Origin of the sequence: Streptococcus urinalis 2285-97, assembly GCF_000188055.2 — a bacterium.
Lineage (GTDB): Bacteria > Bacillota > Bacilli > Lactobacillales > Streptococcaceae > Streptococcus > Streptococcus urinalis.
Genome location: NZ_AEUZ02000001.1, coordinates 273,367 through 287,763 on the forward strand (window position 1 = coordinate 273,367; position 14,397 = coordinate 287,763).

The 14,397-nt window shown below is 33.1% G+C and carries 14 protein-coding genes; 12 read left to right on the forward strand and 2 right to left on the reverse strand.

What is annotated here, in order from left to right:
• Positions 1 to 7: 7 nt before the first annotated feature.
• Together ktrB and rsmG are read right to left on the reverse strand one after the other, a co-directional pair.
• Positions 8 to 1,384 carry a potassium uptake transporter channel subunit KtrB gene (ktrB, locus tag STRUR_RS01340; protein ID WP_006740251.1) on the reverse strand — a complete coding sequence of 459 codons (1,377 nt, stop codon included), beginning with the start codon at positions 1,382 to 1,384 and terminating at the stop codon, positions 8 to 10.
• 82 nt (positions 1,385 to 1,466) lie between these two features.
• Positions 1,467 to 2,180: a 16S rRNA (guanine(527)-N(7))-methyltransferase RsmG gene (gene rsmG / locus STRUR_RS01345; RefSeq protein WP_006738738.1), complete on the reverse strand. Its 714-nt coding sequence runs from the start codon at positions 2,178 to 2,180 to the stop codon at positions 1,467 to 1,469.
• A gap of 164 nt (positions 2,181 to 2,344) precedes the next feature.
• Here rsmG and STRUR_RS01350 point away from each other — a divergent pair, with 164 nt between their 5' ends.
• The 12 genes from STRUR_RS01350 (at position 2,345) to STRUR_RS11175 (ending at position 14,350) form a co-directional block, all read left to right on the forward strand.
• Positions 2,345 to 2,902, forward strand: coding sequence for a LemA family protein (locus STRUR_RS01350; protein WP_006739376.1), 558 nt, complete (start codon positions 2,345 to 2,347; stop codon positions 2,900 to 2,902).
• A 17-nt stretch (positions 2,903 to 2,919) separates the two neighbouring features.
• Entirely contained in the window at positions 2,920 to 3,816 is an 897-nt protein-coding gene (gene htpX, locus STRUR_RS01355; RefSeq protein WP_006739951.1) for a zinc metalloprotease HtpX, read from the forward strand.
• Positions 3,817 to 3,938: 122 nt separating this feature from the next.
• Positions 3,939 to 4,475 carry a YceD family protein gene (locus STRUR_RS01360; RefSeq protein WP_006738861.1) on the forward strand — a complete coding sequence of 179 codons (537 nt, stop codon included), beginning with the start codon at positions 3,939 to 3,941 and terminating at the stop codon, positions 4,473 to 4,475.
• 212 nt (positions 4,476 to 4,687) lie between these two features.
• Positions 4,688 to 5,374, forward strand: coding sequence for a response regulator transcription factor (locus STRUR_RS01365; RefSeq protein ID WP_006739393.1), 687 nt, complete (start codon positions 4,688 to 4,690; stop codon positions 5,372 to 5,374).
• 2 nt (positions 5,375 to 5,376) lie between these two features.
• Entirely contained in the window at positions 5,377 to 6,912 is a 1,536-nt protein-coding gene (locus tag STRUR_RS01370; RefSeq protein WP_006739083.1) for a HAMP domain-containing sensor histidine kinase, read from the forward strand.
• Between the two features lie 121 nt (positions 6,913 to 7,033).
• Complete coding sequence (nrdR, locus tag STRUR_RS01375) at positions 7,034 to 7,525, forward strand: transcriptional regulator NrdR (RefSeq protein ID WP_006739490.1); 492 nt, start codon at positions 7,034 to 7,036, stop codon at positions 7,523 to 7,525.
• Positions 7,512 to 8,681 carry a DnaD domain protein gene (locus STRUR_RS01380; RefSeq protein ID WP_006738594.1) on the forward strand — a complete coding sequence of 390 codons (1,170 nt, stop codon included), beginning with the start codon at positions 7,512 to 7,514 and terminating at the stop codon, positions 8,679 to 8,681. The genes nrdR and STRUR_RS01380 overlap by 14 nt, the downstream gene beginning before the upstream one ends.
• Positions 8,682 to 9,578: a primosomal protein DnaI gene (dnaI, locus tag STRUR_RS01385; protein ID WP_006739378.1), complete on the forward strand. Its 897-nt coding sequence runs from the start codon at positions 8,682 to 8,684 to the stop codon at positions 9,576 to 9,578.
• Between the two features lie 28 nt (positions 9,579 to 9,606).
• On the forward strand, positions 9,607 to 10,917 hold the full coding sequence (der, locus tag STRUR_RS01390; RefSeq protein ID WP_006739060.1) for a ribosome biogenesis GTPase Der: 1,311 nt from the start codon (positions 9,607 to 9,609) through the stop codon (positions 10,915 to 10,917).
• 336 nt (positions 10,918 to 11,253) lie between these two features.
• Positions 11,254 to 11,604 (forward strand): accessory Sec-dependent serine-rich glycoprotein adhesin, encoded by a 351-nt coding sequence (locus tag STRUR_RS01395; protein ID WP_006738627.1) that lies wholly within the window; start codon positions 11,254 to 11,256, stop codon positions 11,602 to 11,604.
• A gap of 42 nt (positions 11,605 to 11,646) precedes the next feature.
• Positions 11,647 to 13,836, forward strand: coding sequence for an Ig-like domain-containing protein (locus STRUR_RS01400; RefSeq protein WP_006739569.1), 2,190 nt, complete (start codon positions 11,647 to 11,649; stop codon positions 13,834 to 13,836).
• Between the two features lie 364 nt (positions 13,837 to 14,200).
• Complete coding sequence (locus STRUR_RS11175) at positions 14,201 to 14,350, forward strand: KxYKxGKxW signal peptide domain-containing protein (RefSeq protein WP_006739070.1); 150 nt, start codon at positions 14,201 to 14,203, stop codon at positions 14,348 to 14,350.
• Positions 14,351 to 14,397: the final 47 nt, after the last annotated feature.

Consider the following 14,397-nt stretch of genomic DNA (forward strand, 5'->3'; position numbering starts at 1 on the left):
CTTTCTTTTATCCAACTGTAATATCATTGGTTGCATAATGAATTGTTTTTTCTTTTCGTTGTAGAAGACTAAGCAAGACAGTGATTGGACCTACACGTCCAATGAACATTAAAGCAATAATGACAATTCTTCCTAATGAAGAAAGATGTGGAGTGAGATCCATTGAAACACCAACAGTTGCTATAGCTGAGATAGCTTCAAAAAGTAGTGCAATTGAATTATGATGAGGTTCAAAATAAAGTAATAATAGATATCCTGTAACCAAAGTGGCAAAGAAGAAAATCAGTACAGTCATCGTTTGCTTAATGGTTTTATTTGAAATAATACGTTTTCGATAAGTGACTTCAGTTTGACCGGATAGTTCTGATTTAAATAATAAGTATGTTATAGCAATGGTAGTTACTTTGATACCGCCTGCAGTACCACCAGGTGCACCACCAATAATCATCTGAATCATATACAAGATATTAGTGGGTTCTTTTGTATGAAGATATGATAATGTTGCAAACCCAGCAGTACGCATGGTTACTGTTTGAAAGAAGCTAATCATACCTTGTGCTAAAAATGAATAGTGACCAATAGTCTTTGGGTTATCTTTCTCTAAGAACCAAGTCAAAACGGTTCCTAGTAGTAAAATAATGCCAGTTGTTGATAGTACTAAACGTGATTGATTAGTCATACGTCGAAAACCTGAAAAACGGTATTTGGGTTTATCTATAAAGAATTTTTTGAGGCCATTGACAATCTCAAACCAAACAGCAAATCCTAAACCACCTGAAATAATACAAAATGCTACAGTAAAATTGATAACAGGATCTAAAACAAAACCTTTAAGACTACCAGTAACAAAATTATCAAAACCAGCATTACAAAAAGCAGAGATAGCAAGGAAGATACTATTAAAAATACCATGTCCTACACCAAAACGAGGTATAAAATCAGTCATGATAACAAGTGCTGCTATAAATTCAACCGTAAAAGTAAATTTATAAACATAATAAAGATATCCTTGCAATCCATGACTATCCCCACGATTAAGTGCTGATTGTAGAAGGCTGTGCTCTCTTAAATCCATTTTACGTTTTAGTGCAAAAGTACTGATAGCAATCAAGGTAACTAGTCCTAGACCACCAATTTGCATTAAAAACATAGCAATTATTTGGCCAAAGCCATTATATACGTCACTTATAGAAACAACTGACAATCCCGTCACACAAACCATGGAAACAACATTAAAGAGGTGATCAAGATAAGTTGTCTGTGGTGCATCATGATAATGCGTAATTGGTAGAGAAAGTAAGATACTACCAACAATAATGACTATTGCAAAGCTAAATGTCAGCCTTTGTGTTACGGACCAAGAACGTCCAAAAAAGCGATTCATAGTTCCTCCCATACTAAACTAAGAATATCTTAACAGAAATAATGTAAAAAAGCTAAATAAATCTAGCTTTTTTAAGTCTTTTTTAAAGTGGTTTTTTGTTAGGTATACCAGCTTTTCTTGGGTATTTTTTAGGTGTTTCTTTTTTCTTTTCAACAATAGTTAAATAACGGTCATCGCCATTTGGCAAATGATAATGTTGATTTTCAATAACTTTTGCAAAAAGAAAGGTTAATGCATTCTTGGCATCCTCTAATTCTTGATCAGCTGCAGATGCTTTTAGGGCTATTAATTGCCCATCTATCTTTAAAAAAGGTATGGTAAGTTCTGATAAAACTTGCATACGAGCAACTGCACGTGCTGTAACAATGTCAAATTTGGCTCTGAAGTCAGGGTTTTGGCCAAAATCTTCCGCTCGACCATGGTAAAAATGAACACCTTTTAAATCTAGTGTATCCGCTAAAAGATTTAAAAATTGGATACGCTTGTTGAGCGAGTCTATGATGGTAATGTCTAATTGAGGAAAAATAATTTTCATGGGAAGACTTGGGAAGCCAGCGCCAGCACCGATATCTAATATGCTAATCTTTTCATTTTTGAGATATCCTTGCAAAATAGGAGCAATTGAGTCATAGAAATGTTTCAAATAAACTTCGTTTTTTTCGGTAATGGTGGTTAAGTTAATTTTTTGATTCCATTCGACTAACAATTTAAAGTAAGTTTCAAATTGTTCTTTTTGTTTTTGAGATAAGATAATACCGGCATTTTCTAATGCTAAGTAGAAGTCTTGTGGTGTCATGTTTTCTCCTCTTTGTCTGAAGATTTCAGATTGTATCCTGTGATTATTAAGTTCTTTTATTCTATCACAAAATAGATAAGGATAAAATAAGCTTAACTTAAGGAATTTACTTTAAAATAACATTAGAAATTGTTATAATAAAACAAAAATACAAGGAGATTAGTATGTCTACAACATTTATCATTATTATTATCGTCATCGTGCTAGGAATTTGGCTTGCTGCCAGTTACAATAGCCTTGTCAAAAGCCGTATGCACACAAAAGAGTCGTGGAGTCAAATTGATGTTCAATTAAAGCGTCGTAATGATTTAATTCCAAATCTAATAGAAACCGTTAAAGGTTATGCTAATTATGAAGAAAAGACATTTGAAAAAATTGCTAAATTACGTTCACAAGTTGCAAGTGCCAATACACCAAATGAAGCAATGGAAGCATCAAATGCTCTTACAAAACAAGTAAATGGACTTCTAGCAGTAGCTGAAAATTATCCTGATTTAAAAGCAAATACGAATTTTATCAAATTACAAGAAGAATTGACAAACACTGAAAATAAAATTTCTTATTCACGTCAATTGTTTAATTCTACAACTTCAGCTTACAATACAAAATTAGAAAGTTTTCCATCAAACATTGTCGGTAAATTATTTGGATTTAAACCAAGCCAATTTTTAGAAACACCAGAAAGTGAAAAGGAAGTTCCAAAAGTGGAATTTAACTTTTAATTAAAAGAGGAAAGCCTGTGTTATATCAACAAATTTCAAGTAATAAACGTAAAACAGTTGTTCTCATAGTTGTCTTTTTCTTTCTTTTATCTTTAATTGGCGCAGCAGCTGGCTACCTTTTGTTAAGAGATTCTCTGATTGGTATTTGCTTTGCCCTCATTATTGGTGCTATTTATGCGTTTAGCATGATTTTTCAATCAACTAACGTTGTCATGTCTATGAATAATGCGCGTGAAATCACAGAAGATGAAGCGCCACAGTTATATCATATTGTTGAAGATATGGCAATGGTAGCACAAATTCCCATGCCTAGAGTCTTTATCGTTGAAGACCAATCGATGAATGCTTTTGCAACAGGTTCTAATCCCGAAAATGCAGCTGTGGCAGCAACGACTGGCTTACTAGCTGTAATGAATCGTGAAGAACTTGAAGGTGTAATTGGTCATGAAATATCACACATTAGGAATTATGATATTCAAATTTCCACTATAGCCGTCGCACTAGCAAGTGCTGTTACTTTGATTTCAAGTATAGGTGGTCGTATGTTATGGTATGGTGGGGGTAGAAGAAGAGATGACGACAATGACAATGATAATGGTCTAGGTATTATCATTCTGATATTTTCTATTATTGCTATGATATTAGCACCATTAGCGGCGAGTTTGGTACAATTAGCCATTTCAAGACAAAGAGAGTATTTAGCAGATGCCAGTTCGGTTGAATTAACGAGAAATCCACAAGGAATGATTAGTGCTTTGCAAAAATTAAAAGCTTCAAGTCCAATGGAACATTCTGTTGATGATGCTAGTGCAGCACTTTATATTAATGATCCCCAAAAAGAAGGTGGATTTAAGACACTCTTTTACACTCATCCTTCATTAGAAGATCGGATTGAAAGGCTAAGACAATCATAACTCTATCAACCATGATAGGGTTTTTCACATTCTTATAAATTGTAATCATTTTGACATACATTTATCGCTAAATTGTTGGTATAATTAGAAGATGCTTAATTAGAAAGTTATTAGGGGAAAACATGTTACTAATATCAGAAATCAAAAAACAAGCACAAGGGCTTTCATTTGACAATGTACTAGACGTTAAAGAAACACTATTAAAGCGTAATTCTGAGATTCTAGATATTGAAAATGTTCGTGCCGTTGGGAGTGTTTCTTATGATAAAGGACTTTACATTCTAAATTATCAGTTGACATATACGATAACTCTAGCTTCAAGTCGCTCACTGGAGCCAGTAGCTTTAGAAGAAAATCAATTCATTAGTGAACTCTTTATGGAAGCAGATTGGGTTCAAGACACTTCTGAACTAGGAGAAGAAGAAGAATTTATTATTTTAATTGAAGATGATCGCATTCATTTAGAAGAAAGTGTTATTGACAATATTCTTTTGTCTATACCGATTCGTGTATTAACAAAAGATGAGGAAAAATCAGATCAGTTACCTTCTGGGAATGATTGGAATGTTATGACTGAGACTCAATATGAGCAAATGAAAAAAGAAAAACAAGTTGAAAATAATCCTTTTAGTTCTTTAGATGGCTTATTTGATGAATAATTCCGAACAATTAAAGATTTCTGTTTTTTTCATTTGAAATATTAATATTTCTTTGTTATACTTAAGTTCATGATTGGAATAGTCCTTATATTTAAGGAATTGATAGCGTTCTTTTCGATATAATAAATATTGTCCTGTTTTTCTAATAATAGAATAAAAATCTACTAAATCGACTAAAAAATTGAAAGAAAATAAAATAAGGTTGGATAGAAATGACTAAAAAAATACTAATTGTCGAAGATGAGAAAAATCTTGCTCGCTTTGTCTCATTAGAGTTACAGCACGAAGGCTATGAAGTTACAGTAGAATACAACGGTCGTGAAGGACTTGAGTCTGCTTTAGAAAAAGATTTTGATTTAATTCTTTTAGACTTAATGCTTCCAGAAATGGATGGATTTGAAATCACTCGACGTCTTCAACAAGAAAAAGACACATATATCATGATGATGACAGCACGTGATTCTGTGATGGATGTTGTTGCAGGTCTTGATCGTGGTGCTGATGATTATATTGTAAAACCTTTTGCCATTGAAGAATTATTAGCTCGCATCCGTGCTATTTTCAGACGTCAAGATATTGATTTAAACAAAAAAGCTGTAAATCAAGGTGTTTACCGTGACTTAAGTTTAAATCCACAAAATCGTTCTGTTTTACGTGGAGATGTTGAAATTTCACTGACAAAACGTGAGTTTGATTTACTTAATATCTTAATGACCAACATGAATCGTGTTATGACACGTGAAGAACTATTATCTAATGTTTGGAAATACGATGAAGCAGTTGAAACCAATGTTGTTGATGTGTACATCCGTTATTTACGTGGAAAAATTGACATGCCTGGTAAAGAATCTTATATTCAAACTGTTCGTGGCATGGGGTATGTTATTCGTGAGAAATAAAGATGAAGCTAGAAATTGAGAAAATTGGACAATCCCGAAACACTTTGTCAAAAAAACTTTCGGTGACATTTTTTATCTTGTTTTTCTTTATTTTTACTTTATTTACTCTAATTGCCTTTTACTCAACCAACTATTTCTTAATGTCGGATGAGAGAACAGTCTTAAAAAAAACGAGTAATCAAGTTAGAGTTCGTCTTTCAGAGGCGGACTCTAATTTAGGCTTAGACAATCTAGGGAAAATTCTTTATAAAAATGATGAAACACACGTCATCAGTAATGATAAGCACGAATCCATTTTAAAAAGTGATAGAGATATTACGAATCTTTTGTATATTAATCAAGACATCTATATCTATAATGTACAAAAACATATGGTGTTTACGACAGATGATGAGGAAGATTTTACAGATTTAACGGGTCCTATTGGTAAAGTTTACAATGATGAAATGGATGATTACCGTGGTTTATCTATAACTCAGAAGGTTTATTCTCAAAAAACGGGTAAATTGATAGGTTATATCCAAGTTTTTCATGATTTGAATCCATATTATTTTGGTAGAGATCGACTACTCATCTTATTACTTTGTATTGAAATATTTGCAACTGGTTTAGCCTTAATTATTATATCAATTGCAACACGACAGTTTTTAAAACCCTTCAATGATCTTCATGCCTTAATGAAACAAATTATTGCAAATCCTGATAAATTAAGTTTACGTTCTAACATCAAGACTGGAGATGAAATAGAAGATTTATCTACTATTTTTGATAAAATGTTAGAAAGAATTGAGGATTTTACAAAATTACAATCTTGCTTTGTTAGTGACGTTAGTCATGAACTGCGAACACCTGTTGCTGTCATTAAAGGGCATATTGGTTTATTACAACGTTGGGGCAAAAACGAGCCTGAAATATTAGATGAAAGTTTAGCAGCAACTGCTCATGAAGCCAATCGCATGTCAATTATGATTAATGATATGTTAGACATGATTCGCGTACAAGGAAGTTTCGAAGCACATCAAAATGATGTCTCTGAACTCCACGAATCTATTGAAACGGTTATTGGGAATTTTGAAGTTATTAGAGAAGACTTTACCTTTACTTTTAACAATAAAGTTCCAGAAAGTCTTTTTGCTAAAATATATAAAAATCATTTTGAACAAGCCATCCTCATTCTGATTGATAATGCAGTAAAATATTCAAATGAAGACAAACGCATTACGGTTGAGTTATCAAGATGGGATCAGAATTTTGCAAAAGTTAGTGTGATTGATCATGGAGAAGGCATTTCTCAAGAAGATATCAATCATATCTTTGAACGTTTTTACTGTACTGATAAATCAAGAAGCCGAGAAAGCACACAAGCGGGTCTAGGCATTGGTCTTTCACTTTTAAAACAAATTGTGACAGCATATCATATTGATTTAAAGGTATTCAGTGAAGTTGGAAGTGGATCAGAATTTAGACTGCTCATCCCCCTCGATAAAGAAGATGACAAGCTCATATCTGATTTTGATGATGACACCTCAAAAAGTTAGGTTTTCCTAGCTTCTTATTTTTTATTTAAACTTGTCTATGATGATTTTAGTAACTTTTGTTATTGTCAGAAATGTGATAAAATAAGATACTAATAAGATTTGATAGAATTGGGGTGTCTGTATGCGTTGTCCAAAATGTAATTATAATAAGTCGAGTGTTGTTGATAGTCGTCAAGCAGAAGATGGTAATACAATCAGACGCCGCCGTGAATGTGAAAAATGCCACGCACGATTTACAACATTTGAAAGAATAGAAGATTTACCACTTTTAGTTGTCAAAAAAGATGGAACGAGAGAGCAATTTTCAAGAGATAAGATTTTAAATGGTGTTATTCAGAGTGCGCAAAAACGTCCTGTTTCAAGTGATGATATTGAAAAATTGATTTCACGTATTGAACAAAAAGTACGTAGTGAATATGAAAACGAAGTTTCTAGTGTTACCATTGGCAACATGGTAATGGATGAGTTAGCAGACTTAGATGAAATTACCTATGTTCGATTTGCTAGTGTTTATAAAAGTTTTAAAGACGTCGATGAGATTGAGGAATTACTCCAACAAATCACTAGTCGTGTTCACAGTAAGAAGAGAAGAGTAACAGATGAAACCAATTGATGAATTTTCTTACCTGCAACACAATCGCGTTCCCTATGATAGTCGAAGCTTTATGCAACTCTATTTTCCCATATTAGGAAATGATGCTAGTTCTGTATACCAATACTTCGTTACCTTTTTCGATGACGGAACACGAAAACATAAATTTAGTGAAGTTTTAAACCATCTCCAGTTTGGAATGAGACGTTTTGAAGAAGCGCTAGTCTTATTGACTGCATTGGATTTAATGGTTTTATATCAGACGCAGGATTCTTATCTTATCAAGTTGAATCCAACATTAGGCAATGAAATTTTCTTAAATAATGCTGTGTATAGACGTCTACTTGAGCAAAAAATCGGAGAAATTGCCTTAAAAGAATTGGATATCAAGATTCCAGCTAATGCGCGAGATATCTCAAAACGTTTTTCAGATGTATTTGGAGATTTAAAACTGTCACAAACACCTAAGATAGAATCAAAAATTCAATTTGATCTTGATAGCTTCAAACGCTTAATGGTGAGAGATGGTCTGAGTTTTGAAGATGAAACTAATGACGTTGTGTCTTTGTATAATATTTCTGAAAAATTTGGACTAACTTGGTTTGATATCTATCAAATAGCAAAAGAAACAGCTATTAATTATAAAATTGCTGTTAACAGGCTATCAACAAAATTATTAGTTGGAAAAGAAACAAGTGATTCATCAGAATTCACCTCTGCCGAACGCATCGTCATTTCAGAAGCTAAACAGTCTACTAGTTTTGATTTTCTTGAAAAAATTAAATTAGCAAGAAAAGCAAAAGTAACAAAAACTGAAAAAGACCTTTTGGTTGAACTTGCAAAGATGAATTTCTTAGATGAAGTTATCAATGTGATGGTTTTATATACTATTAATAAAACACATTCTGCAAATCTTCAAAAGACTTATCTGATGAAAATGGCTAATGATTTTTCCTATCAAAATGTAACAACAGCAGAGGAAGCTGTCTTGAAATTAAGAGCTTTTTCAGAAAGAAAACAAACGTCAAAACAATCAAGTAAGAAGACAACAAGTGTCCCTACGTGGAGCAATGCTAATTATGAAAATCAGACTAGTTCTGATACCAAAAATAGATTAGAAGAAAAACGACGTCGTTCATTAGAACGTCTACAAGGACTTAAGAAAGGTGGTGATTAGATGAAAAAAATTGGAGAAACGATTTCGCGAATGTCACATAATCAAGGAAAACGCCAAGATATTATCGAGGCCATTTTAGCTGATAAAGAAGTCTCTGATTTCATTACGTCTCATCATCTAACAACTGAAGAAATTGAGCTTAGTTTGTCAAAGTTTAATCAATTTTTGAGTGAACGTCAAAAGTGGAAAGAAGGATCTTCTTCTTACATTGCCAAAGGCTACCAACCTATCTTGGCCATGAATGAAGGCTATGCAGATGTGACTTACCTTGAGACAAAAGCTTTGAAAGAAGCACAAGCTAAAAAAGCGATTGAAAATCGGATCAATCTTGTTAGTCTTCCCAAATCTTATAAATCAATTTCGTTTGAAGATATCGACTTAAATGATGAAAGAAGAGAAGCTGTTTTTGATAGACTAATCGATTTTGTAGTAGATTATCCAAAGACCACAAAAGGTCTTTACATTTACGGCGATATGGGCATTGGCAAATCATTTTTGATGGCTGCTATGGCACATGAATTATCAGAGAAAAAAGGTATTTCAACGACTCTATTACATTTTCCAAGTTTTGTGATAGATGTTAAAAATGCTATTTCAAGTGGGTCTGTTAAAGAAGAAATTGATAATATCAAAGATGTTCCAGTTCTTATATTAGATGATATCGGAGCTGAACAGGCAACATCATGGGTTAGAGATGAAGTCTTACAAGTCATTCTCCAACACCGAATGTTAGAAGAATTACCAACATTCTTTACGTCAAATTATAATTTTACCGATTTAGAAAAGAAATGGGCAACCATTAAAGGAAATGATGAAACATGGCAATCAAGACGTGTCATGGAGAGAGTCCGCTATCTAGCTGATGAAATTCATCTTGAAGGCGTTAATCGTCGATAATATAAAATAGTGAAAGAAGAGGAAAATCATGGCCTTACCAACAGTTGCCATAGTGGGTCGTCCAAATGTGGGGAAGTCGACCTTATTTAACCGGGTTGCAGGTGAACGTATCTCCATCGTTGAAGATGTTGAAGGTGTGACACGCGATAGGATTTATACCATGGGTGAGTGGTTAAATCGCAAATTTTCATTGATTGATACAGGTGGTATTGATGATGTGGATGCCCCTTTTATGGAACAAATTAAACATCAAGCTCAAATAGCAATGGATGAAGCAGATGTCATTGTTTTTGTGGTTTCTGGTAAAGAAGGTGTCACAGATGCTGATGAGTACGTCTCAAAAATGCTATATAGAACTCAAAAGCCTGTTATTCTAGCAGTAAATAAAGTCGATAATCCAGAGATGAGAAATGATATTTACGATTTTTATTCACTAGGTTTGGGAGACCCATTTGCACTTTCATCAGTTCATGGAATTGGGACAGGTGACCTTCTAGATGCTATTGTAGCTAACCTTCCAGAAGAAGCTGAGGATGATAATCCAGATATTATCAAATTTAGTCTTATTGGTCGTCCAAATGTCGGAAAATCAAGCTTAATCAATGCTATTTTAGGGGAAGATCGTGTTATCGCAAGTCCAATTGCTGGGACGACTCGTGATGCTATTGATACTCATTTTACTGATAAAGAAGGTCAAGAATACCTGATGATTGATACGGCTGGTATGCGTAAATCAGGAAAAGTATATGAAAATACTGAAAAATATTCTGTTATGCGCTCGATGAGAGCCATTGATCGATCAGATGTTGTCTTATTAGTCATTAATGCGGAAGAGGGAATTCGTGAGTATGATAAACGAATTGCCGGTTTTGCTCATGATGCTGGAAAAGGGATTATCATTGTCGTTAATAAGTGGGATACTTTAGCAAAAGATAATCGCACAGTTTCTAAATGGGAAACAGTTATCAGAGATCAATTTCAGTTTTTGGCATATGCACCAATTGTTTTTGTTTCTGCTGTTACAAAACAACGATTACACAAATTACCAGAGATGATAAAACGCATCAGTGAGAGTCAAAATAAACGGATATCATCAGCGGTACTGAATGACGTAATCATGGATGCTGTCGCAATCAACCCAACACCAACTGATAAAGGAAAACGTTTAAAGATCTTCTATGCGACACAAGTCTCGGTTAAACCACCAACTTTTGTTATTTTCGTCAATGAAGAAGAACTAATGCATTTTTCTTATCTCAGATTCTTAGAAAATCAAATAAGATCTGCTTTTACTTTTGAAGGCACACCAATTCATTTGATAGCAAGAAAACGAAAATAGATAAAAAGACCAAAAGAAGGAAACCCTAGGGTTTTCTTTTTTTAATTTTGTTTAATGATATAAGAATAGACAGAGTGATGTATTATTATCGTTATATACTACTAATCAGTCTGTGTTTTCTATAGTCAAATTAGACAATAGGGAACATTATGTCTAAAAACATCTTTTATTAAAAGTCAAAAGTGATCAAAAAAGATTAATTTATAAGCTTTTTAATCTATTTTTAAATAATAATTAAAATTTAAAATAAATATTGAAAAAATTTAAAAATACTATATAATATCATCATACAAATATTGAGTTTTCGGAAAATTAAAAACTCATGTGGAGGTTACAATGAAAAATAAACAATTTGGTACAGCTGTTACTGTGAGTGATAGTAGTAGTCGTGTTAAGATGCACAAATCTGGAAAACATTGGGTAAGAACACTAATGTCTCATTTTCATATTCTAAAAAATATGAGAGGTAGTTCAGAAATGCTTACAAAATCTCATATTGTCTTAGATGAAAAACCTGAAACACTATCTGTTCGTGATTTATCAGTCCTTAAAGGATTAATTGCAGCTAGTACAATAACAGGAGCAGCTGTTGTCACAACGACTGCAGTTGAAGCTGAAGACACGACTAATGCAACATTAGTCAATACAGATAGCGTTACAATTTCAACTACTGAGAGCACAAGCTAATCAGATGTACCTTCTGAATCAACAATTTCAGAAAGCGATAGCTTGAGTCAAACAAACTCAGTCTCATTATCTCATTCAGAAGAAACAAGTACTTCAGTGTCAATGAGCACATCTGCAACATCGACAAATACAGAAATAAAAAGTCAAACAAGTCTCGCGAGTACACAAAGTAGTGAAAGTACAAACGCCACTTCAACAGCAACTTCAACGAGTGCAATATCACTTGTAAGACCTAAGATTCGTGTTGCTGCAGTTACTGGTCAAGTTAATAATGATCTTGTGACAGTTACATCAGCAACAGTTAAAGATTCAGGTTATACTGAAGAAGATAATGATAAAGGTGTTGATGATGGCACTGTTTACCCTCATGAGGGGGAACCTTTAGAGTATACTGCCAAATTTACAATTGATAACAAAGCAACTACTGGAGATAAGTTCACATTTACTTATAGCCCATATACAGTTCCATCAGATTTTGATATGGCAAACTGGACACCTACAGATATAAAAGACGCCTCTGGAGAAGTTATTGCTACAGGAACTTGGGATGCTTCAACAAAAACGGTAACCTACACATTTACGTCATATGTTGATAAATATCAAGACGTCGTTGCCTCTGTAGATTTTTATTCTTATATTGATAGAGCTACTGTACCTAATAATTTAGACAATACAAATATTACTTTTACGCTTGCTGGTGAATCTGCTTCAAAAACAGAAAATATTACATATGGAAAACCAACAGTTTATGGAACATCTAGCATTCAAACAGTTTTTAATGAGGTAGATACAACTAATAATACAGTAGAACAAATTATTTATATTAATACTAACAATGCTTATTCTGGAGCAACTGCTTATAATAATATCCTTTCCATTTATGGAGGACTATTGCAAAATGGGACTATTGTTGAAAATGGTAGCGAAACAGTAAATAATACCTCAACTATAGAAATATATGAAGCAGGTAATGGCTCTACTTTACCTAAGAGCATGAAGATTACTGATTATAGTAACTTTAAAAAAGTGGATAGTGATACAATTGCTTCAAATTCTACTTATTACAGTGACCGAGTTGATATTGATTTTGGGGATATCAATACGGCATATGTCATAAGAGTTGTTTCGTCATATGATGCAAATTCTACTGATAATCTCGTTCAATCAGCAAATATGTATTCTAGAGATGCATCAGGAACGGTCTTCAATTATTATAATACTGAAGCAAGTAACTATATTGTAACCTCAGAAGATACCTCAGGAGGTAGTGGTACAGAAGTTACCTATAAATCAGGTGATTACGTTTGGTATGATACTAATCATGATGGTCTTCAAACAAATGGTGAAACTCCAGCAGCTGGAGTACAAGTTACAATAGAATATCCAGATGGGACACAAAAAACGGTCTTAACTGATTATAAGGGACATTATGAGTTTGATGGCTTAACTGATAATACAACTTACACCATTTCATTTACAAAACATAATGGTTATGATTTTACAACAACAAATGTTGGAAGTGATACAAGTACTGATTCAGATGGTTCGTCAGTTACATTTACAATTAAAGTGTCAAATGATATGACTTTGGATGCTGGTTTAGTTCAAATTCCTTCAGAAAGTAACAGTGATTCAACATCAGAAGAAAGCTCTTCAGAAAGTACTAGTAAATCACTATCAACTGTAATATCAGAATCTGTATCAACCTCAGAACACAGTTCATCATTGAGTGCCAGTGAGTCACTATCAACAGTTATATCAGAATCAACTTCATTGAGCAGTTCTTTAAGTGGCAGTGAGTCATTATCAGAGTCAACCATTACCTTAACTTCATTAAGTAGTTCAGAGAGTGTGAGCCAATCATTATCTGATTCAGTTAGTGTTTCTGACTCAGAAAGTGCTAGTGAGTCTGCTTCAGTTTCAGCAAGTACTTCAGCATCAGTAAGCGTCTCAGAATCAGCTTCAGCAAGTGAAAGTACCTCAGTATCTATGAGTCAATCAATAACTGAGTCTACATCAATTTCTACGACAGAAAGTACCTCAACATCTACAAGTGAAAGCGTGCAAACTTCAATTTCAGAAAGTTCTAGTCAATCAGTTGTTGGGTCTGAATCAACTAGTAAAAATCCTGCAAATACATCTTTACCACATATGGGTGATGATCATTCAGCAAGTTTGGTATCAGGTCTTGGTCTTGTAGCTACGAAACGTAAAAAGAAAAATCAAAAATAGTAATAATACAAGGAGTTAATAAAAGAAGTTTAACTCCTTTTATGTTGTTCGTTTTATTGATAAATAGCGTTTAATTTCAATCTATTGTTCTATAGTTTTTATTTATAGTACTATAATAAAAAATGATGTTAGAGTGAAATTAATTAAAAAAGATATCTAAAGTTTTGCTTGTTTTTACTATTATTTAAAAGGGTTTATATAGTGATAAATAAAAAATGAATGGGAAAGAAGTCTTTTATAGTAGCTATAATTAAGAATTTTGAAAATAACAATAACTTTAGAGGTGTTGAAAAAAATTAAAAAAAGGTTTATAATGTATTCAACAAATGATAATTTGTGAATCAATTTTCATTTTGGAGGGATTATGTTTAGAAAGTCGATTAAAATAGCAGATTCTAGCAGCCGTGTAAAAATGCATAAATCAGGAAAAAATTGGGTCAAAATTTTAATGTCTCAATTTCATTTGTTAAATGCTATCAAAGGAATCGCTGACTCAGAAAAAAAACACTTATGAAACTTTTTCAGATTCAGAAAAATTAAGTTCAAATCGGAATCTATATA